This is a genomic window from Pelolinea submarina (genome assembly GCF_003966975.1).
In the GTDB taxonomy this organism is placed as follows: Bacteria; Chloroflexota; Anaerolineae; order Anaerolineales; family Anaerolineaceae; genus Pelolinea; species Pelolinea submarina.
Window position 1 is genome coordinate 548,315 of the sequence record NZ_AP018437.1, and the last position, 21,323, is coordinate 569,637.

Genomic DNA, 21,323 nt, shown 5'->3' on the forward strand with positions numbered 1-21,323 from the left:
CTTTTATCCGGCTGAAAGTAAAATGATTGGACCTTGTGGGTTTGACAGACTGGATTAAGGATAAATACCCTGGCTATTCAGAGCCTTCACACACGGTTGAAAATCCTGGTGGTAGTTCAAGCAGGTGTAGAAATCGTCAATACCATCATCTTTCTTGCCCAGGGCAATCTCGGCCATACCGCGCCAGTAATAACTTTCTTCCAGCGCCGGTTCATCATCACGCACCATTTCAATGGAATTCCTGGTAGCTTTCTCAACCACATCGCTATATCGGCCGGTGTAGTAATAAGCCAGGTAGGGGCCGGTTTGGTACCACAGGATGCGATAAGGCAGGGTGGAATCGTTTGGCAGCGCATCGTACATGGCAAAGGCCTGGTCATAAGCTGTGGCAGCCCCGCTGTAGTCGCGCAACTGTACCAGGTTGGTGCCGTAGTTGAACATGGCGAAAAATTGGTCCACACCGCTGGTTTCGTAAATTTCTTCCTGTGCTTTATCCAAAGCATTCCGATAATTTTGGTCAATGTCGCGGTTATTCCCCAACAGGTTCAGCACATCATTTTCCTTATTGGAAGGATACACTACCATGTACAGGTAATTGAAGGAGCGCCATTCACTCAGCAGAGTAGTATAGGGTTGAATGTAATCCGGTTCGATGTAGGAATCCTGCGCAATGAAATAGCCTTCGGCGTCGTTGTACCCATTCAGCACCTGATAATGGCCCATCCAGGTGACGTTATAGTTGATATCCCGGAACGTGGGCCCTTTTTCGACGATGACCGGAAAACCGGCAGCGATCAGATGCTTGATGGTATCCAGATCCCCGCCCACCCGGATGAGCATTTCCAACCCAGCTTCTTCCACGGTGTAATCTTGCAATTCATACGGCATAATGTTCTTGTCTTTGGAAAAAGTCCTTACACCGCGGGCCACATCGTCGTGCGTACCCTCCCAACCCCAATTGGAGAGCACCATGGCCAGGTTGGCCGGGCCGCAGTAATTCCAGCGATTGTGTTGGGAAAAATAGGTGTCCATTTCGATGGTGTATGCCAGCGGAATGGGCGGCAGGGTGGCTGTGGGGGTGGCGGTTTGCGCCGGGTGCGTCGGCTCCGGCGTCATTGTGGCTACCAGGGGTACAGGGACGCTGAGCGTGCCTTCCGTGCTGCTCTGCTCGGAGGAAAAAGCAACTTCCTGGGGCGGGTTCAACCATACGCGTATTCGTCCGCTCCACTGCATTAAATGCCAACCTAACTTCTCTTGAAAGGTTTGGTTTAGGAGAAGGGAATAACCAAGGATTGTCAACGCCGTGAAAATGGCGATGGTGATGATCAACCAGCGTTTGGACATGGTCGCATTATAACATTCAGGAGGAAATGCGACAAGAATAGTCCAAATTAGGCTTTACGGGCTACCACAACCAGGTTTTCGCTGGAGCCTGGCAGGAAGTCCTCGCCGTACATGGATCCAAAACAGGCAATGTCTGAGAAACCGCTGTCTTCCAGCAGCCCTGTCAGCACATCGCGTTTGAGCGGATAGAGCCGGGTTGAGGAAATGCGCTGCTGCCAGCCGGTTTTTCCATCGCGAATCAGGCGCATGATATTGAACGTAAGCAGGCCATCGTGGTCAAAATCATAGAATCTTAGAAAGATCCATTCCTTTTCCCCTTCGCTGCGCCCTTGCGGTTCGATCCAGCGCTCCTTATGTTCCAGAACGGCGTCAAAATTGCGATTTTGGAAAATTAAATATCCGCCGGAGTTCAAGCAGTTGGCCATGTCCCATAAAGTGGTTTGGATTAATTCGGTGGAAAGCAGGTGCGGTAGTGCGTTTCCCAGACTGGTGATCATGTCATAAGGAAATTCAGGTTCATTCATTAAATCTGCTTTCAAGTTACCAAAAGAAGATTCTCTGAAGTTAACCTTCACACCGGCTGCTCGCGCGTTTTCAGAGGCTTTCTCAATCATCTTTGGACTGAGATCCGCCCCACAGACGGTAAAGCCCTGTTTGGCCAGTTCAATGGCATGCATACCGCTGCCGCAAGCCATATCCAGAATACGGGCGCGCCGATCCAGGTGCGTTTCGGCCAATCGCAGGTATTTTTGTAAAAAGGGGATTTCGATCGCCAACCGCGGCTGCCAGTTGACAAAGCGGTCATAATCCTGACTGAATTCGTCGTAGACTTCCTTATTCATTTGCCATGCTCCAACTTAAGATAGGCAGGCAGGTTCGGGAAACGGTAAGGGTTAGCTGAAAAGTGCGGCCTAGCCGCCTATACCTTATTCTACCAGCCCGTAACGCAAGGCCAGCACCGCGGCCTGGGTGCGATCGTCAACATTCAGTTTCTCAAGAATGGCACTCACATAGTTTCGCACGGTACCTTCCGATAGAAACAGGTTTTGAGCAATTTCGGCATTGGCCATCCCCTGTGCAATCAACTTAAGGATTTCTTTTTCTCGATCGGATAGATTTTCACCCAGGGTTGAATCCCCCGGCATGGCTTGTTTGGAGAGCTGTTTAAACAATTTTCCGGCAACCTTGGAATCTACCGGGGTATTACCAACCACGATTTCTTCAATGGCCTGTACCAGCGCTTCGCGCGACGTGTCCTTAAGCAGGTATCCGTCCGCGCCGTTGCGGATGGCATCAAACAGCCAGGCATCTGCGTCGTAGGTGGTCAGCACCAGGACTTTGATCTCGGGATATTTTTCTTTGATGGCTTTAGTGGCATGAATACCGTTCATAATGGGCATTTTTAAGTCCATAAGAACTACATCCATCGGGTGTTTTTGCAGTAACTCCAATGCCTCGATGCCGTTATTAGCAATGCCAATTACCTGAATATTCTCTGAAGTACTCAGAATAGCCTTCAATCCCTGGCATACGACTTCCTGATCGTCGCAAATAATTAACTTAATCATAATTTGTCTCTAAACAGATATCGATCTCGGTGCCCTTGTTTATATCACTGGTGATATTAAAAGTCCCGCCCAACATTTCAATGCGTTCGCGCATACCGCGGATTCCCAGACGGTCTTTTTTCACTTTATCCAGGTTAAACCCTTTACCGTTGTCTTGAATGATCAATTTAATATTGTTGTCTTCGGTAAACAATTTAACACTGGCCTGACTGGCATTGGAATGCCGCAGGATATTCTCAAAGGCTTCCTGAACAGTGCGGTAGATACAATGGCTCATGTCGTCCGGCAGTACGTCCAGCCCTTTGTCCAAATCGAATTGAGCGCTGAAACCGCCGCGTTCTGCGGCCGAGAGGCCCAGATTGCGGATGGCTTGCGTCAGGCCGTATGCTTCCAGTTCGGAGGTGCGCAAATCAACCAGCGCGCGCCGTGTCTCAGCTAAACCGTTCTTGGTGTTTTCCAATGTTTGTGCTAATAAAAATTTTGCCTGATTCGGATCGCGGTCAAACAGGGCTTTTATGGCTTCTAACTGGACGGATGTGCTGCTCAGGGTGTGTGCCAGTGTATCGTGCAGTTCACGGGCCAGACGGTTGCGTTCCTGAGTCTGAGCCAGCTTTTCGCTGGTCAGGGCGTATTTCTGCAGTTTCTGATTAGCTTCCGCCAATTGGCTGTGCTGGCTGCGCTGAAGGGTCACCAAGCTGTTCTCGATCCATCCTACTATCCCAAGGATCACGCTGCGGGCGAAACTACCCATGAAATCGGATAGGATCATAATCTCAGAAGAGATTACGACAGAGACTGTACCTTGATGCGAGTCTTGACTGGTGGAGAGATTCGTCAAGTAGATGCCTAAAGTTTCATTATTTTGTTCCAGTAATGTAGGGCCAAAATCAGCTATAAGAATAACCAGGCAGTAAATCAATACATGCCGCATGGAATATTGCCAGGCGAGGAAGACCAGAGGAATAATCAGGAAGAATATTGCATCCCAGCGAAAAAGCGACGGACCAGTATCGGGCACCATGCGCCTAAGCGATAAAGAAAAGATATGCCGGGAAAAGATAGTGATCAAAGCGATTGAGTATAGAATAACCAGCAAAGTCTTTTTGGTAATACGATCCTCGACCTTTTTAATCGAAATAGTCACCAGAATAGCTGTCATTAAAGCAACAGAGGCAAAGGATAGATAATCAACCGCGTCAATTTTAAAGTAGTTATTACGTAATGAAAATCTTGGGGAAAACGAACTCAATAAAAGGAAAAGGATCTGGACAATAATTGACCAGCGTAGAATCTGAATAACCTGTCGATCGATACTTTCCTTTTGCATAGCTGGATATTAACACATATTAAAAAACCTTAATAGGTGATGGCAGTCATATTGAGCTATGATAGCTCTCACGAAATTTGTTTACAGGGAACATATGCGGATTTTACATCCAGCCGGTATGATATGAAACCGGAATGATTAGATTCCCGTAGACTATCTTGAAGGAGAAATTACACATGGATATTGAAAAAATAAAGACAACTCTCGTGGATTTTTATGATTCACGAAAAAAGCTTGTCTGGATCATCGGAGCAGTATTGCTGGTTGCGATTGTAGCCCTTATTGCATTTCCGAAGGGCTCCAAAGCATCCGTAGACACGGAAGTGAGCTATGGTCAGGTGACTCGTGGTTCGCTGACTGAAACGATTGATGTGGTAGGTACATTGGAAGCTATTCCTGCCGCTACTTTGACCTGGCAGTCCGGCGGTATCGTGGATAGCTTTGATGTAAAGGTTGGCGACAAGGTTTCTCAGGGCGATGTCCTGATGACACTAACCGAGAGCACTTTGGATGCTACAATCCTGGACGCTCAGTCAAGTTTGCTAGACGCGAAAACCACTTTGGAAAATCTGAAGAGTGCCAATACGGACCTTTACACGGCTGCACAAACCTTAGCGGACGCGGAATACGAACTGAGACAGTACAAATCCGATCGCGATTACTACAACACCAAAGGTGCTTCGGACGATACTATCGAAGCTGCCCGCGAAGCATATTATGCAGCCAAGCAGGTTGTCTGGGAAAAACAGGCTGCCTACGATGCTTTATCGGATCTGGAAGCCGATGATCCCGAAAAAATGGCAGCTTATGACGAACAGAAAGCCGCTATCGAAGCGCAGAATAAAGCTTTGAGCAATTTGAATTATATTTTGGGTATTTCTTATGATTATGGTGTTGAAACCAATTTTATTGAGTATGATGCAGCCCTGGCGGCAGTTGAAGAAGCGCGCGTGGAATATAACCGTTATTTAGACCAGAGCGACGAAATTGCCGCGGCGGAAGCTTCCGTGCAGGCACTGGAAAATACGATCAATACCGGCAAGATCGTTGCCCCCTTCGACGGCACTATCACCCAAATCGACGCGGTTGCCGGTGACCTGATTACCAGCTATTCCGATTCCGACAACACGACGGCCGCACTGACGATCAGCAACCTGGATAATCTGATGGTCGAAGTATCCATTTCCGAGGTCGATATCAACAAAGTAGCTGTTGGCCAGCGTGCTGTAATCACTTTCGACGCGATTTCCAATAAGAAATATACAGGTTATGTTTCCTCAATCTCTTCTTCCGGTGAGGAAGATGAGAATGGCATCGTTCAATTCTCTGTCTGGGTGAAAGTGGACGATACCGACGAAAAGGTTAGGCCTGGTTTTACCTCCGTGGTCAGTATTGTGACTGCTGAAGTGGAAGATGCGTTGTTGGTTCCCTATGATGCAGTGGTCAGCCGCGACGGTTCCTATATGGTTGTTCTGGCCGACAATTCCGGCAACACCACCATGGTCCCGGTTGAGATAGGCGCGACCTCCGACTTGTTCGCGGAAGTTACCGGCGGTGAATTGAAAGAAGGCGACCAGGTCGTGCTTTACACCTCTAATAATAGTGCCGACTTTGGCATGGTAATGATGAGCGGCGGAGGCGGTGGTCAACCCCCATCCGACGGCGGGTCTCGATAGGATAAATAATGGTAGGTAAAAAAATGAATAAAAAAGTTGTAGAAGTCAAGGACCTTGTTAAAACCTACCAGATGGGTGATATCCAGGTAAACGCACTGCGCGGACTTTCAATGTCGGTGAAAGAAGGTGAAGTGATCGCGATCATGGGCCCCTCCGGATCAGGCAAGTCCACTCTGATGAACACATTGGGCTGTTTGGATCGCCCAACCAGCGGAACCTACATTCTGAATGGTGAAAATGTGATGGCAATGGGTGACGATCAGTTAGCGGATGTGCGCAATCGGCAGGTAGGTTTTATCTTTCAGTCCTATAACCTGTTGTCTCGTTCAACGGCAAAGGCGAATGTCATGCTGCCCATGCGATACAGGCGGAACAACGGACACGTTGATCCTGCGGAAGTTGCGAAAGAATTACTGATTCGCGTTGGGCTTGAAGATCGAATGAATCACAAACCCTTCGAAATGTCCGGCGGACAGCAGCAGCGTGTCGCTATCGCACGCGCATTGGTGAACAACCCGGCTATCATCCTGGCGGATGAACCGACTGGTAACCTGGATTCCAAATCTGGCAAGGAGATCATGGACCTTCTACTTGGTTTGAACAAGGAAAGAGGTGTCACATTGATCGTCGTGACCCACGATCCGAAAATTGCCGCACTAACGCAGCGAACCGTAAGAATCTTGGATGGAAGGGTCGAAAATGAATAGCTGGAGAGTATTTAAAGAGGCTATCGAGAGCCTGGCATCCAACAAACTGCGCACTGCGCTGACAATGCTGGGTATCGTTATTGGCGTGACCGCAGTGCTATCCATGACGGCCATCGGGCAAGGTGCATCTTCGTCAATCACCAGTTCAATCGAGTCTATGGGAACGAACTTACTTTTCGTATCCAGAGCTTTTTCAGATAATAACAGCAACCCGCAGGCGCTGACACTGTCTGATGCGGAAGCGTTGATCGAGTCCGGCGGCGCCCCCTCTGTGGCGGCGGTTGCACCGGTGGTGAACGCATCCAGGACTGTGGTATACGGAGATAACAGTACCTCAACAACAATCATGGGTGTTACCCCGGATTATGCTTCAGTGCGTAAGGTTTCGGTTTCCTCCGGCCGTTTTATCGACCAGAAAGATATCGATAGCAGTTCCACTGTGGCAATCCTGGGCAATGATGTGGTAGAAGATCTATTTGGATCCGACGTCGGGGTGATTGGCCAAAAGATCCGCATTGGCAACATGCTCTACGAGGTCGTTGGAATTCTGGAGTCGTCCGGTGGCACCTTTAGCGGTTCTTCTGACAACCAGATCATCGTCCCGATCACAACCGCATTCTCGCGCCTTGTAGCGCGTTCGAATGCGAATGATGAAGTAGACATGATCTATGTCTCTGCAGTGGACTCTGAATCGATGAGCGGCGCGACCAGTGAAATTACTTCAATCTTGCGTTCGAGACATAAAATCAGCTCGGATGAGGATGACGATTTTAACATTATGTCCCAGGAAAGTATGACAGAAGCTGCGTCATCCATCACGGGTGTGTTGACAGTCTTCCTGGGCGGCATCGCGGCCATCTCTCTGCTGGTTGGCGGTATCGGCATCATGAACATCATGCTGGTATCTGTGATCGAACGTACCAAGGAAATCGGTCTGCGCAAGGCAGTGGGTGCCAAGAATAAAGACATCCTGCTGCAATTCATGACAGAGTCGCTGATCATTGGTTTGGCCGGCGGTCTGTTGGGTATCATTCTGGCTTATGGATTGGCAGCTATTATTGGGAATATCGCGGCGGCATCAAACTTCGACCTGAACCCGGTCATTACATTTGGGTCGATCCTGCTTGCTGTTGGGTTCTCCATGGCGGTGGGTTTGATCTTTGGTATCTACCCGGCCAGCCGCGCCTCCAAACTTGAGCCGGTGGAAGCTTTGCGGACAGAATAATCTAATTCACCGGTAGGAGCTTTAGAACCTGCCGGTGAATTGAAAGAAATGGGTTGATTTGTATGGAAACGATAAATAAATTTAAACACTTCTTGGCGACCCACAAAAAGTTGTCCTGGACCATTGGCATTGGATTGCTGGTATTGATACTGGTTTTTACCGTTGTACTCCCTATGTTCACCAGGGGCGGGGATCAAACCGATCTGGAATTTGGTACGGTGACCGTCGGTTCGATTACGGAGACTGTTGATTCCTTCGGAATTTTGGATGCGCAGCCTTCGCAAAGCCTGGTGTGGAATTCCGATGGGGTTGTGGGAGAATCCGCCCCCAGAGTCGGCGACGAAGTTCAGAAGGGCGACGTATTAATGGAACTTGAACCTTCCTCTCAAGACACGGATATATTAAATGCGTATACGGATATTCTGGATGCGCAAAATACCCTCGACTTGTTGGAGAGCACCGACAAGGATTATCAGGATGCCTTAAACACAGTAGTTTACGAAGAAAAGATGCTCATCAACAAACATGCTGATAAATTAGCCTGGAATTATGGGCATTCTTCAGAAGATAGGATCGATGCTGTCTGGGATAATTACTACAAAGCCCGGTCGAAAGTCTGGGAATTGGAAGATGCTTACAATTCGGTCAAGTCGCTGGACGAAAAAGATCCGGTGCGCGTTGAGGCGTATGAGAACTTGCAGGATGGTATTCTCAAACGCGACAGCTATCTGCGCGCCCTCAACCAGATCCTCGGCATTCCTTTTGATATCGCCGTTGAGACAGATTTTATTGAGTACGACCAGCAAGTCGCCAAGGTAGCTGAGGCCAGAGTAGCCTTCAATCGCTATGTGGATCAAAGTGAAGAGATCAGCGCGGCTCAGGCGCGTGTCCAAGTCTTGAAGAACAAGATCAATGAAGCCAAGATCATTGCCCCTTTTGATGGGACGGTGACCGCAATTAACACAGTGCCCGGGGAATTGGTGGACGGCCAAACCGTGGCAATACGATTGGATGATCTGGATAATCTGATTGTTCGGGTGGACGTAAGCCAGGACGACATTAATAAGATCCAGATCGGGCAGGAAGCCGCTGTCACTTTCGATGCAGTCGCTAAAAAGGAATACCGCGCTTTTGTCCAGTCCATTTCATCTTCCGGTGAAGTCAACAGCAACGGTGTGGTGCAATATGCCGTGGATGTGAAATTGGAGAATGCGGACGAAGATGTAAAACCCGGTTTCACGGCCGTGGTTAGCATCTTGGTTGCCCAATCCGAAAACGCTTTACTGGTGCCGAACCAGGCCGTGACAACCGCTGAGGATGGTTCGGATGCTATCGCGCTGGTAGGCAATGACGGCAATATTAGTTTGGTTGCCGTAGAAATTGGTGCAAAATCCGATGTCTATACTGTAGTAACCGGTGAAGGCATCGAGGAAGGCGACGAAGTAGTAATTTTCAACACCGACACGAATAAAGACCTATTAAACGGTCGTATAGGCGGAGGCTTGGGGGGCGGCTTGTTACGCGGTGCGAGGCGTTAACTTCGCAAGATGTGAAAATCAGGCTAGAAGCTGTACTACATAAATCCGAAAGAGACCGGAGATTTCTCCGGTCTCTTTCAACATCTTAAAATTATGGAATTTCCCATTATTGGTAAAGGACGAAAATGAGTAAAGTAATTAGTACGATTATGACCATTTTGTTAATATTAGGTATCCTGGGAATTGTTTTAGGTATTTCCACAGGTCTTTATCGCAACGATCGATTGGCAAAACTACAAGCAACAGCAGGGGCCGATCAAGATATACCCGGCCAGGATTTACAGGAATACGAAAGCGGCGGAAATGCAAACGCTATAACAGAAATGCTGCTGAATGGGAATTTACCTACAATCTTGTTGGGAACGGGAACTTGCTTGTCGTTGATCAGTATAGGTTTTTTCTTGCTTTTATTTAGAAAGAAGATATCCTAAGAAAAAAGACCGGTTTCTGCCGGTCTTTTTTTATCTATTATTCGCGCCAATAACCGCGCCAAATCCTTTGGATATCCCTGGAGGTGATAAATGCACCCGGATCACTTTCCAAAACGGATTTTTGAACTTCCTGAGCAAACTTGCGCTGCACGCTGCATTCCAATATTTCAACGCTGCCGTCTTTCCCGCGCGCCGGGATTTCAGTGACAGCGTGTCCCTGGCTGCGCAGTTTTTCGGCCAATTCCTGACCGCGCAATGAACTGATGATGGTCATATTGATAAAACCAAAAGCCAGTCGTTTCTCGATGTTCATTCCGATCACGTTTCCGGTGGCGAAACCAAAAGAATAAGCCAGGATTTTGATGGGATTGTTTAAATCGTTCATGACAGATCCGAGCGCTACCACAAAGAGCATGGTTTGGAGCACACCCAAAATCCACGTAATCGTGCGCATACCGCGCATCACGGTGAGCATGCGCACCGTATCCAGGGCCATGTTAAGGACTCGTGAAAGAAAAATAAACCCTGCAACTACCCAAATATTTTGTGCTGCTAAAAATGCTTCCATTTGTAATCTCTTAATTATTCTTCTTGTTTTCCGTTTTCGTTAAAAGCAGGCAGATACATTTTGGTCATGTATTCTTTAACCATGCGCCGAGTGTTGAATTGCCAGGAGAGTGAGCGCATGTTTTCTTTAATCTTGGCGATCCATTGCGTGGATGCATCACCCATGGAGCGTGTTTGATAATAAAGCGGGATGATCTGATTCTCCAGAGTATCATAGAGACTGGCGGCATCTATCTCGTCCTGCTTGTTGGGATCATCATAGTCTGTATCATTGCCAATGGCCCAACCGTTGCTGCCGTTGAAACCTTCCCGCCACCAACCATCCAGAACCGAGAAGTTCAGCGTGCCGTTGATAGCCGCTTTCATACCGGATGTGCCGGAAGCCTCGTTTGGCCGCCGCGGCGTGTTCAACCATACATCTACACCCTGCACCAGCAGGCGGGCAATATTCAAATCGTAATCTTCCAGGAAAACGATGCGCCCGGCGCTGCGCGGATCTTTGGCCATGCGGTAAACTTTTTGAATAATCAGTTTGCCGGGTTCGTCAGCCGGGTGGGCTTTACCGGCCAGAATAATCTGCACCGGCCGGTCTTGATCGTTGATTAAGCGCAGCAGCCGTTCATAATCGCTGAACAGCAAATCGGCACGCTTGTACGTGGCAAAGCGGCGGGCGAAACCAATGGTCAGGGAATATTGATCCAACATAACGCCGTCCACCAGCACCTGGCTGGCGGCGCGTTTGCCGCTCTGCCAATGGTTGCGGGCATTTTCGATGGCATAGTTGATCAATTTGCGTTTTAGGTGGCGTTTGACGTCCCACAGTTCCAGATCCGGAATTTGTTCCACGCGGGTCCAAAGGTCCGGGTCATCCATGTGATCCATCCAATCCATACCCAGATAGCGATCAAACAGCAGACGGATGCGGCGCGCCAGCCAAAAACTCATGTGCACGCCGTTGGTGATGCTTTGGATGGGCACGTCTTTGGCTTCCCGATCCGGCCACAGAAAATTCCACATATCGCGGGCCACTTCGCCATGCAGCTCTGAAACGGCATTGCAGCGTTCGGAAAGGTGCAGCGCCAGAACCGGCATGCTGAAGGTCTCACCCCAGGATTGGGTTTGTTTGCCCAGATCGATGAACTGGTCGCGGGTCAGGTGCATTTCTTCCCAATAGCTCGGGAAGAATTTATCAATCAGCCAAATGGGGAATTGATCGTTACCGGCGGGCACGGGTGTATGTGTGGTGAAGATATTTGTACTGCGCAGTTTATCCGCGGCATCTTCAAACGACATGCCTCCGGCGATCAATTCGCGCACGTTTTCAATTGTCAGGAAAGCAGAGTGGCCCTCATTCATGTGCCACAGATCGGGCTGGTAACCTAATTGGCGCAGCGCGCGCACGCCGCCCATACCCAACAGCATCTCCTGCGAAATTCTGATTTCCAGGTCGCTACTGTAAAGCCGGGATGTCAAGTGGCGGTCGTTGGCCTGGTTTTGCGGAATGCTGCTGTCCAGCAGGTAGAGAGGGACGCGCCCAACCTGTAACATCCAGATGCGCGCGGATACCGTCCGACCGGGCAGTTCAACCGAAACCGTCAGGGGTTTGCCGTTTTTGTCTGTCAAGGCAATAATGGGCATTTCTTCAAAATTGAAGTGGTAATAGCTGGTTTCCTGCCAGCCGTCCTCAGTAATTTTTTGAACAAAGTACCCTTGCTTATAAATAAAACCCACGCCCACAATCGGAATTCCCAGATCGCTGGCCTCTTTCAAGTGATCTCCGGCCAGAATACCCAGCCCGCCGGCATAGAACGGCATGGATTCGTGCAGGCCGAACTCAAAAGAAAAGTATGCGATTTGACGATTTTCCAATTCGGGATATTGCTGTTTAAACCAGGTATCTTTCCCTTCCATGTACTTGTCGAATTCGGCCATGACGCGGTCATATTCTTCCAAAAAATAGCGGTCGTTGGCAGCCTCCTTCAATTTTTGAGGGTCAACCTGGTGCAGGAAAGCGATGGGATTGTGTTCAACTTTCTCCCATAAACGGCGATCCAGCGTTGGATAAAGACGCAACCCGCCGGGGTTCCAAACCCACCATAGGTTGTAGGCCAGCTCGCCCAGCCTTTGAATTCTTTTGGGTAATTTAAAGTGGTTGGGGAAAACTTTCTGGAAATCTTTAATCATTTGTTAGATACTCCTGGGCTGTAAACAGCGCGTGTTTTTTCCATGCTCTATAATCATTTTACTCTACCGATAACCCCGATGAAAGCGAAACGCTATTATATATTGATTTTAGAGAAAGATAGCCTTTTTTCAAGAATTTTACATACCCTTTTAAGTGGAAATTAGCGATAGAGAAGACGGTAGCCGGCGAATATTTTATAATAAGTCAGATCTAACAGCCGAAAAACATAGGAGGCTCAATCATGCCGGACGCGATATATCGTTTTCCTGAAGGATTTTTGTGGGGTACAGCAACTTCATCACATCAGGTGGAAGGCGGCAATACCAACAACAACTGGTTTGCCTGGGAGAATGAACCCGGGCGTATCGTTAACGGCCAGAAAAGCGGATTAGCCTGTGATTGGTGGGGCGGCCGCTGGAAAGAAGATTTACAGAACGCGGCTGATGATGGACAAAACTCACACCGCTTGTCGATTGAATGGAGCCGCATCCAACCCGCGCCCGATCGTTGGGATGATGAAGCCCTGGAATATTACCGCCAAATCATCAAAGGTCTGCTGAGCCTCGGACTCAAGCCCATGGTCACACTGCATCATTTCACCGATCCGTTGTGGTTATATGAGCGCGGCGGTTGGGAGGACGACCAATCTCCCGAGTATTTTGCCGCATATGTGCGCAAGGTTGTGGGCGCGTTGAGCGATTTGGTTGACTTGTGGGTGACGATCAATGAACCGGCTGTGTACGTGACCGGCGGATATATCGAAGGAAATTTTCCTCCCGGAAAATCGGACTTGGGCGCTGCTTTCAAAGTAATGCGCAATTTATTGAAAGGGCACGCGGCTGCATACCGGATTATTCACGAACTTCAACCTCATGCGCAAGCAGGTTATGCCAAAAATTATCGCGGTTTCGAACCGGCGCGCAACTGGTTCCTCCCTGATATCTGGATGGCCAATTTCCAATCCGCCAGTTTTAACGATGCTTTTTCCAATGCGCTGTTGAACGGGCGGCTGCGCTTTGCGTTGAAAAGTGAGCTGGTCTCGGAAGCGATTGGCACGCAGGATTTTGTGGGCGTCAATTACTACACCCTTGATCGCGTAATTTTTAAACCCTTTGCCTTCAAGGATATTTTCAGCCGGCGGTTCTTCCCGAAGGACGCTGAATTGAGCGAAACAGGTTTCATTGCCGACCTGCCGCGCGGAATGACGGCTGCCTTGAAATGGGCGCATAAATTCAAACTGCCCATCTATATCACCGAAAACGGTGTGGAAGATTCAACCGATTCCATGCGCCCGTCTTATACTGTCCGGCACTTGCACGAGATTTGGCGGGTAGCAAATTTCAATTGGAATATCAAAGGTTATTTCCACTGGTCGCAGGTGGACAACTTTGAGTGGGAACGCGCCTGGACACAGCGTTTCGGTTTATGGGGTCTGGACGTGGAAAGCCAGCAGCGCATCCGCCGGCCGAGCGTGGACATGTATGCGGCTATTTGCAGGGAAAACGCCATTAGCTCCGATACGGTGCGCAAATATGCCCCGCAAGCTTTTGAAAAATTATTTCCCGGATGAAAAACGGGTATCCTGAAAAACACAGCTGCGAAATCGATTATGATTAGGATTCTGCATATCCAGTAGAGGTGATAACTTTATGCGTAAAAATATAATTCTGGCCGGGCTGATCCTTCTGGGTGCCTGGCTGGTTTCAGCTTCGACCTTTTTTCAGCCGGCCTCGTTTGACGAACCAACACCGGTTCCACTGCAACCGTCCACGTTGGGTATCGAAGCCGGGACATTGCCCTGCGACCCTTCGGCGGTGCATGGATTGTATTTTTATTCGCAGGACTGCCCCCATTGTGAGGAAGTCCTGAACAACCTGCTGCTGCCCATGCAGGCTGAATTCGGCACCAAGCTGGATATCCGCCTGGTGGAGATCGATTACGCGGACAACTACGAATTGTTGATCAAAGCTGAAGAACATTTCAAAGTTAAGGCGGAAGAACGCGCGATTCCCACCTTGATTATTGACGACCAGATATTAATTGGGCAGGATGCCATTGAAACCGGTTTGCGCGATATTGTGGAAAATGGAATTCTTTCCGGCGGTATCGATTGGCCAAAAATCCCGGATTTCGATCCTTCGATAATTGTTTCCGAGGCGAATGCGGGCGCGAATGCGGAGATCTGCTCGCTGGATAACGGAGAAACGTGTGAGACGGGAGCACCCATCTTCGCGGCCTATTTCTACCAGACCGGCTGCGACAGCTGCAGCCGCGTGGAGGCCGATCTGTCCTATTTACGCAGCCGTTACCCGCAGCTGATTGTAGAGAAATTCAACGTATATGACCATCCCGGATTGGGGCTTTGGCTGGCCAAACGCGCCGGCAAGGATGATTTCCATACCCCGGCCGTGTTCATTGGCAATCAAGCCTGGATTGGCGAGGAAGAAATCACTCCGGAAGCGGTTGAAGCCGCCCTGCAATGTTACCAGCAGGAAGGCGCCCCCAAAGTATGGGAAGCTTATAACCCGAATGAAGGCAGTTCCGATATCGTCGAGCGGTTCCGCTCCATGAGCTGGCTGACCGTAGTGTTTGCCGGCCTGGTGGATGGCCTGAATCCCTGCGCGTTCGCGACCCTGATCTTCTTTGTGTCCTACTTGACCCTGTCCGGGCGTAAAGGACGCGAGGTCATCTTTGTGGGCCTGTCCTTTACCATCGGAGTCTTTCTTGCATATCTGATCATCGGGTTGGGCCTTTATAAAGTGCTGGACCTGATGGGCAACCTGCTGAATACCTTGGCGCGTTGGGTCTATATCATTACGGCTGCCATCTGCCTGGGCTTGGGTATCTTCAGCATCCTGGATTACTTCAAAGCACGCCGGGGGAAGCTGGAGGATATGTCCCTTAAATTGCCCGATCCGCTGCGCAAGCGGATCAATTCGGTCATCCGCAAGGGGCGCAGCGCACGCAGTTATTACATCGGCGCGTTTATCACCGGGCTGCTGATTTCCATTCTGGAATTGGCCTGTACCGGCCAGGTTTACCTGCCCACCATCATTTTTGTATCCAGCATGCCGGAATTAAAATTGCGGGCGATTTCCTATCTGGTACTGTACAACCTGCTCTTCATCCTGCCCCTGGTAGTGGTTTTCATCCTGGCATATTACGGAACAACATCCAAGGATCTGACCAGTTTCCTGCAGAAACACGCGGGCGTGGTAAAAATTGGCATGGCGCTGCTTTTCTTTGCGTTAGCTGCCTGGTTGATTATTTCGATTGTTTGATCTTTCAAGGAATTGATGGAAAAAAGCCCGCTTAATTAAGCGGGCTTTTTTGTTTACATCAGAGGATGATCAACAACCACATGAATGTGATCGCAACACCCATGACCAGCGAGAGGATGGCCGAAAGATAGCTCAGTCCAATACGGTTGTGCGGCTCTTTTTTAGATTCTTTGGATAATAACCAAAAACCGATGATATAAAAAATAATCGCGATAATAATGGAATACATAATTACCTTGTTAAACCGGTATATATTGATCCGGATTAATCATGCACCAGGTTGTGTATCCAACGATTACTGCGGTAACGCCAGATAAACAGGAAAAATTTCACGCCTTCATCGAGCATGGCAAGCGCATAAACATAATATACAGGTAATTTGAACACGAACGCGCCCAATAATGCGGATGGGACGCCCACCAACCACATGGAACCCACGTCCGCGAAGTATGCGAAGCGTGTATCGCCGCCGCTGCGCAGCATAGCGATGAAGTAGAAAGTGTTTACGGTTCTGAGCCACAGGAAAATACCCAGTACAAACAGCAGGTTGCGTGTGTATAAGGCTGTCAGGTCGGTAATGTTATAAAGCGATGCGATGAAATTGCGGCCAAAGACCAGCAGTGAACCCAGCCCGACTGCCATAATGAAAATGATGCGCACACCCTGGCGAATATAGCTGTGGGATTTCTCTTCACTGCCGGAACCGATGGCATTGCCGATTATGATGGCGCAGGCGTGCGTGACGCCCAGGAAGGGTACGAACATCAGATCTTCGATGGAAGCGCGGATGTTCATGGCGGCAATGGATTCAGTGTTGATGTGCGCGTAAATGGCGCTGTAAGCCGAAATTCCCACCGCCCATAACAATTCATTCATTGTAACGGGCAGAACTCTGTCGAGAATCTTTTTCAGGAAAACCTTGTCGAAAGTGATCATGTGGCTGGGTTTGACTGCCAGCGGTGTTTTCAGGTAGTAGACCATCCACAGGATCAAAGCAAATTCCAGCATGCGCGCAATCAGGTTGGCGTATGCGGCACCCATTACGCCTAATGCGGGAGCGCCCAATTTACCAAAGATCAGCGCGTATCCTAAAATTGAATTCATTATTACACTGCTCGAACTGACCACCATGGGCAGGCGTACATTGCCGGTGGAACGCAGCACCATATAATAACTGTTGGTGATGGGGGTGAGCAGGAAGCTGAAGCCGACGATTTTTAGGACCTTAATTCCCAAACCGATTACTTCCTGGTCGGAGGTAAAGATATCCAGAAAGATTTGCGGAATGAACACTGCGACACTCATGAAGACCAGGCCGATGAGTATTCCCAGCATCAGACAGACTCCCATCACTTTGTAAATGCTTTCCTTATCGTTCTTGCCCCAATATTGAGCGGTAAAAATAGAGGATCCGGAACCAATCCCGAATTGCGCCAGGGAGAGAATGAAATACATCTGGTTGGCTAAACCGGCCGCTGCCAGCGGGACATCACCCAATTGACCGGTCATCAGGGTTGTAATGATGCTGCCTAACACGGCGAACAAGCTTTGCAGCATGATCGGCAAGCTTAATTTAAACAGGTCTTTAAGAAAAATTTTATTCCACATGGCAGTCTTATTTAGGGGCAGAGGGCGATTATAAATGATGAACCTATAAAAAGATAGGACGCTAGTCCGGTTTGGGCTGGCAGTTGGGGCAGATATGCGTGCCGCGCTGACCGACCACCAGCCGCTCAATAATTGCTCCGCACTCCGGGCAGGCTTGCCCGGTGCGTCCATACACACGGAAATGGTTTTGGAAATCACCGCCGCGGTAAACCCAGTCGATGCTGGCGCCGTTGCGGCGGATGCCTTCCGCCAATACAGCCCGGATGGCAGCCAGGAGTTTTTCCGCTTCCGGCAGGCTGATGCTTCCGGAAAGCCGCAGCGGATGGAGTTTCGCCAGGTGCAGCGCTTCGTCGGTGTAGATGTTGCCCAGCCCGGCCAGAAAAGATTGATCCATTAACAGCGGCTTGAGCTGGCGGCTGCGCGCTTGCAGCATTTCCATAAAAACATTGGCGTCCAGGGTGGGGTCAAAAGGTTCCGGTCCCAGGCCGCCCAGTACTTCCTGCGGATCGGCCAGCAGCCAGGCGCGCCCGAACTTGCGCGTATCGTTGAAAGCCAGGCGGCTGCCGTTGTCGAGGTTCAGGACCAGGCGATCGTGTTTTAGCAGCGGATTTTCCTGAATTCCCTCAACGCGCATATCGCCGCTCATGCGCAGGTGGATTAATAGTGTGTCGCTGCTGAGCGGAAATACCAGGAATTTGCCCCGCCGGGTGACGGCCTGGAAGGATTGCCCCTGAATTTGGCCGGTGAAGGTCTGCGGGGTCAGGTTGGCCAGCGTGCGCGGCCACAATACCTCGGCCGATTCAATGCGGCGGCCGGCCAGCGCGTCTTCGGCGGATTTGGCTCCTTCTCTGAGGACACGGGCGATGGTTTCGACTTCGGGTAATTCAGGCATATTGATAAAAAAAGCGGGGATAACTTTTGTCATCCCCGCGAGTGTTTACTCGTTGAACAGCTCTCCGACGCTGCGGCCCTGATTGCCGCGGCAGATAACTTCCGCCAGAAGTTCCGCCAGGCTGATAATCTTCAGGCGATCGCCGAACTTGGCTTTATCCTCCAGCGAAATCGGAATGGTGTCGGTGGTGATGAACTGTTTGACCGGCAGATCCAGCAGCATATCCACGGAACCGGGCGGCAGGATGGGGTGAATGAAGACCACGTAGATATCACGGGCGCCCTGTTCTTTGATCAGGTTCACAGCCGCCGCGATGGTGCGTCCGGTACTAATCTCTTCATCAATTACGATGCAGTCATGGTTTCTTACCTCGCCAATCAGCGTCAGCGCTTTGGCGGTGGGGGCGTTGGAAAGGCGCCGTTTCTCAATGAAGGAGAGCGGCAGGTCCAGGCGCGCGGCATAATTGCGCGCTTTTTTGGCGAAACCCAAATCCGGCGAAACGATCACCGGGCGATGCATCTTCCTAACCATTTCTTCCAGGTGCGGGATGACCACGTGATACGCGTAGAGCACATCGCCGGGGATGGAGAAGAAGCCCTGGATCTGGTCGGCGTGCAGGTCAAAGGTGACATAGCGGTCCGCGCCGGCGACTTCAATCATGTCCGCTACCAGGCGGGCAGTGATGGGCACGCGCGGCTGGTCTTTTTTATCCGAACGCGTGTAGCACAGGTAAGGCACAACTGCGGTGATACGCGCGGCGGAATCCAGGCGCAGCGTCTGGATCAGAATCAACAGTTCCATCAGGTTGCGATGCACAGGAATGGACGTGGTTTGGATCACGTAACAGTCCTGGCCGCGCACGCTGGAATTTAGCTTGATAAAGATGTTATCGTTTGGATAGGTGACAATATCCCGTTCACACAACGTTAAATCCAGATGTTTAGCAATGCTGTTGGCTAATTCAGGGCAGGCCGATCCGGCATATAGACGGATATTGCCATACATTGGAGAGTTTGAATGCATATGGTTAACCGCATTCATGCAATACCTTCTTTCATTTTTGTTCCATCCATTCACTTTTAAGTATACTCATCAACAAGACGTCAATATATTTTCCGTCGAGATAATACGCCTGGCGCATCCGGCCCTCGTGTTGAAAACCAACTTTTTCATAGCAGTGGATACCGCGCGGGTTGGTCTCGAATACGCGCAGGTAAATGCGGTTCAGGTTTACGGAGCCAAACCCGAAATCCAGTATCATCTGCAACGCTTCCGTTCCGTATCCTTTATCCCAACAGGATTTATCCCCGATGAAGATTCCGATTTCAGCGCTGCGGATACGTTGATCGAGATTCATCAGACCGACATCGCCTACCAGTTTCCAACCCCCATCTGTCTTCACCTCGATGGCGAGCGGCTGTTCCTCCACTCGATGAGTCAATGTATCCTGATACCATTGCTCTTCCTGTTCCGGCGAGAGCGGGGCAAACATACTGGTATTCCGAAAGACATCCGGGTCATTCATCCAAATGACAAATTGAGCTAAGTCACCCTTGGTGATAGCCCGTAGTCTGATATGTTTCCCGGTAATCACGAATTCTCCTTAGGGGGTTAGGCGGTTGGGGCCGCGGAAGAGGAAGACGCTTTCGCGGATGTTGGGCAGTCCCAGCAAAACCATCAACACGCGGGAAAGGCCCATGCCAAAGCCGCCATGCGGCGGCGCGCCGTAGCGGAAGAAGTCCAAATAATATTGGATGTTCTCCAAACCCAAGCCTTTTTCAAGCGCCTGCTGCCTGAGCACTTCATAACGGTGTTCGCGCTGGGCGCCGGTGGCGATCTCCAGCCCGCCCGCAATCAGGTCAAAGCTGCGGGTCAGTTCGGGAGCGTCGGGGTGGCGCATGTGGTAGAAAGGCCGCACGCTGATGGGCCAATCGATCACGAACAGGAAATCGCTGTCGTATTTTTCTTTGACGTAATCCGCGATGGCGCGTTCCCCGCCCGGGTCAAGGTCGCCCTTGCGTTCCGGCGGCAGTTTGTAGCCTTGGGCTTTCAGGATGGCGTAAGCTTCCGCCATGGTCAGGCGCGGGAAGGGTACTTCCGGTACTTTGATATCGACACCGAACACGGCTTGGATCTCGCTGCCGTAGGTTTCTTTGACGCGTTTATATGCGTATTGCAGCCATTTTTCGGTGAAGGCCATTACGTCTTCGTGGCTTTCAATCCAGGATATTTCCATGTCCAGGCCGGTGAATTCGGTCATGTGGCGGGAAGTAAAGGAAGGATCGGCACGGAAAACCGGCCCGATTTCGAAGACGCGTTCGAACCCGGCGGCCATGGCCATCTGCTTATAGAACTGCGGGCTTTGTGCCAGGTAAGCTTTGCGTTCGAAATACAGCACCTCGAAAAGCTCGGCGCCCGATTCGCTGGGACTGCCGGTAATCTTGGGGGAGTGGATTTCGATGAACTGGTTTTCCAGCCAATACTCGCGCATGGCGTGTTCCAGCACGGTTTGAACTTTGAAGAGCAGCAGGTTTTGTTCGCGGCGCAGGTCCAGGTAACGCCAATCCATGCGGAAATCGATGGCCGGCAGGTTATCGTTGTCGAAGGGGTCAAAGGGCAGCGGGGTTTCCGCGGCGTTTTCAACCGTGAGGGTTTCAAGCTGGATTTCCAGCCCGCCCAGCTTGACCACTTTGTTCTCCACCACCTTACCGGTGATGGTTAAGGCGGATTCACTGCCAAGCGTGGAAATCATATCGCCCAATTCGGGGTTGCCGGGGCGGTAATGAGCCACCTGCACCAGTCCGGTGCGGTCGCGCATAATTAGGAATTGCATGTTTTTCTGGTCGCGCAGGGTTTGCAGCCAGCCCTGAATTGTGACGGTTTCGTTTAGATGTTCTTTCAGACTGCCAATCGGAGTTCGGTCCATAATTGCTTACTTCTCCTGATAGAAATAATAAGTTAATGCCTCATGTGA

19 protein-coding genes are annotated in these 21,323 nt (G+C 50.1%); 7 read left to right on the plus strand and 12 right to left on the minus strand.

Annotated features, from left to right (window positions below):
• Positions 1 to 54: 54 nt before the first annotated feature.
• The 4 genes from Pelsub_RS02600 to Pelsub_RS02615 all read right to left on the minus strand — a co-directional run bounded on the left by Pelsub_RS02600 (position 55) and on the right by Pelsub_RS02615 (position 4,071).
• A complete protein-coding gene (locus tag Pelsub_RS02600; RefSeq protein WP_116226300.1) occupies positions 55 to 1,344 on the minus strand; it encodes a C39 family peptidase in 1,290 nt (429 codons plus the stop codon).
• A gap of 47 nt (positions 1,345 to 1,391) precedes the next feature.
• Positions 1,392 to 2,186 carry a class I SAM-dependent methyltransferase gene (locus Pelsub_RS02605; protein WP_116226299.1) on the minus strand — a complete coding sequence of 265 codons (795 nt, stop codon included), beginning with the start codon at positions 2,184 to 2,186 and terminating at the stop codon, positions 1,392 to 1,394.
• An 84-nt stretch (positions 2,187 to 2,270) separates the two neighbouring features.
• Entirely contained in the window at positions 2,271 to 2,912 is a 642-nt protein-coding gene (locus tag Pelsub_RS02610; protein ID WP_116226298.1) for a response regulator, read from the minus strand.
• Complete coding sequence (locus Pelsub_RS02615; protein ID WP_158674946.1) at positions 2,905 to 4,071, minus strand: sensor histidine kinase; 1,167 nt, start codon at positions 4,069 to 4,071, stop codon at positions 2,905 to 2,907. The genes Pelsub_RS02610 and Pelsub_RS02615 overlap by 8 nt, the downstream gene beginning before the upstream one ends.
• 344 nt (positions 4,072 to 4,415) lie before the next feature.
• On the opposite strand from Pelsub_RS02615, the gene Pelsub_RS02620 reads away from it, so the two are divergent.
• The 5 genes from Pelsub_RS02620 (at position 4,416) to Pelsub_RS02640 (ending at position 9,816) form a co-directional block, all read left to right on the plus strand.
• On the plus strand, positions 4,416 to 5,915 hold the full coding sequence (locus Pelsub_RS02620; protein ID WP_116226296.1) for an efflux RND transporter periplasmic adaptor subunit: 1,500 nt from the start codon (positions 4,416 to 4,418) through the stop codon (positions 5,913 to 5,915).
• Positions 5,916 to 5,938: 23 nt separating this feature from the next.
• Positions 5,939 to 6,622, plus strand: coding sequence for an ABC transporter ATP-binding protein (locus tag Pelsub_RS02625; RefSeq protein WP_116226393.1), 684 nt, complete (start codon positions 5,939 to 5,941; stop codon positions 6,620 to 6,622).
• Positions 6,615 to 7,847, plus strand: a complete 1,233-nt coding sequence (locus Pelsub_RS02630; protein WP_116226295.1) for an ABC transporter permease — start codon at positions 6,615 to 6,617, stop codon at positions 7,845 to 7,847. Before Pelsub_RS02625 ends, Pelsub_RS02630 begins: the two co-directional genes overlap by 8 nt.
• 62 nt (positions 7,848 to 7,909) lie before the next feature.
• Positions 7,910 to 9,385: an efflux RND transporter periplasmic adaptor subunit gene (locus Pelsub_RS02635; RefSeq protein WP_116226294.1), complete on the plus strand. Its 1,476-nt coding sequence runs from the start codon at positions 7,910 to 7,912 to the stop codon at positions 9,383 to 9,385.
• Positions 9,386 to 9,510: 125 nt separating this feature from the next.
• Positions 9,511 to 9,816: a hypothetical protein gene (locus Pelsub_RS02640; RefSeq protein WP_116226293.1), complete on the plus strand. Its 306-nt coding sequence runs from the start codon at positions 9,511 to 9,513 to the stop codon at positions 9,814 to 9,816.
• A gap of 37 nt (positions 9,817 to 9,853) precedes the next feature.
• Here Pelsub_RS02640 and Pelsub_RS02645 read toward each other — a convergent pair whose 3' ends face one another.
• Entirely contained in the window at positions 9,854 to 10,384 is a 531-nt protein-coding gene (locus tag Pelsub_RS02645; protein ID WP_116226292.1) for a DUF2179 domain-containing protein, read from the minus strand.
• A 14-nt stretch (positions 10,385 to 10,398) separates the two neighbouring features.
• Positions 10,399 to 12,567, minus strand: coding sequence for an alpha-glucan family phosphorylase (gene glgP / locus Pelsub_RS02650; protein ID WP_116226291.1), 2,169 nt, complete (start codon positions 12,565 to 12,567; stop codon positions 10,399 to 10,401).
• A 242-nt stretch (positions 12,568 to 12,809) separates the two neighbouring features.
• On the opposite strand from glgP, the gene Pelsub_RS02655 reads away from it, so the two are divergent.
• A complete protein-coding gene (locus Pelsub_RS02655; RefSeq protein ID WP_116226290.1) occupies positions 12,810 to 14,138 on the plus strand; it encodes a glycoside hydrolase family 1 protein in 1,329 nt (442 codons plus the stop codon).
• Between the two features lie 79 nt (positions 14,139 to 14,217).
• The gene (locus tag Pelsub_RS02660) at positions 14,218 to 15,849 is read left to right on the plus strand and encodes a cytochrome c biogenesis CcdA family protein (protein WP_116226289.1); all 1,632 of its coding nucleotides are present in this window, start codon (positions 14,218 to 14,220) and stop codon (positions 15,847 to 15,849) included.
• A 58-nt stretch (positions 15,850 to 15,907) separates the two neighbouring features.
• On the opposite strand, the gene Pelsub_RS15620 is transcribed toward Pelsub_RS02660, so the two are convergent.
• The 6 genes from Pelsub_RS15620 to aspS form a co-directional block, all read right to left on the minus strand.
• On the minus strand, positions 15,908 to 16,078 hold the full coding sequence (locus Pelsub_RS15620) for a hypothetical protein (RefSeq protein WP_158674947.1): 171 nt from the start codon (positions 16,076 to 16,078) through the stop codon (positions 15,908 to 15,910).
• Positions 16,079 to 16,113: 35 nt separating this feature from the next.
• On the minus strand, positions 16,114 to 17,457 hold the full coding sequence (locus Pelsub_RS02665) for an MATE family efflux transporter (protein ID WP_158674948.1): 1,344 nt from the start codon (positions 17,455 to 17,457) through the stop codon (positions 16,114 to 16,116).
• 61 nt (positions 17,458 to 17,518) lie between these two features.
• Positions 17,519 to 18,382, minus strand: coding sequence for a bifunctional DNA-formamidopyrimidine glycosylase/DNA-(apurinic or apyrimidinic site) lyase (mutM, locus tag Pelsub_RS02670; RefSeq protein ID WP_116226287.1), 864 nt, complete (start codon positions 18,380 to 18,382; stop codon positions 17,519 to 17,521).
• A gap of 12 nt (positions 18,383 to 18,394) precedes the next feature.
• Positions 18,395 to 19,390 (minus strand): ribose-phosphate diphosphokinase, encoded by a 996-nt coding sequence (locus Pelsub_RS02675; RefSeq protein ID WP_232528611.1) that lies wholly within the window; start codon positions 19,388 to 19,390, stop codon positions 18,395 to 18,397.
• 13 nt (positions 19,391 to 19,403) lie between these two features.
• Entirely contained in the window at positions 19,404 to 19,943 is a 540-nt protein-coding gene (locus Pelsub_RS02680; protein WP_116226285.1) for a GNAT family N-acetyltransferase, read from the minus strand.
• 9 nt (positions 19,944 to 19,952) lie between these two features.
• Positions 19,953 to 21,275 (minus strand): aspartate--tRNA(Asn) ligase, encoded by a 1,323-nt coding sequence (gene aspS, locus Pelsub_RS02685; RefSeq protein ID WP_116226284.1) that lies wholly within the window; start codon positions 21,273 to 21,275, stop codon positions 19,953 to 19,955.
• Positions 21,276 to 21,323 lie beyond the last annotated feature (48 nt).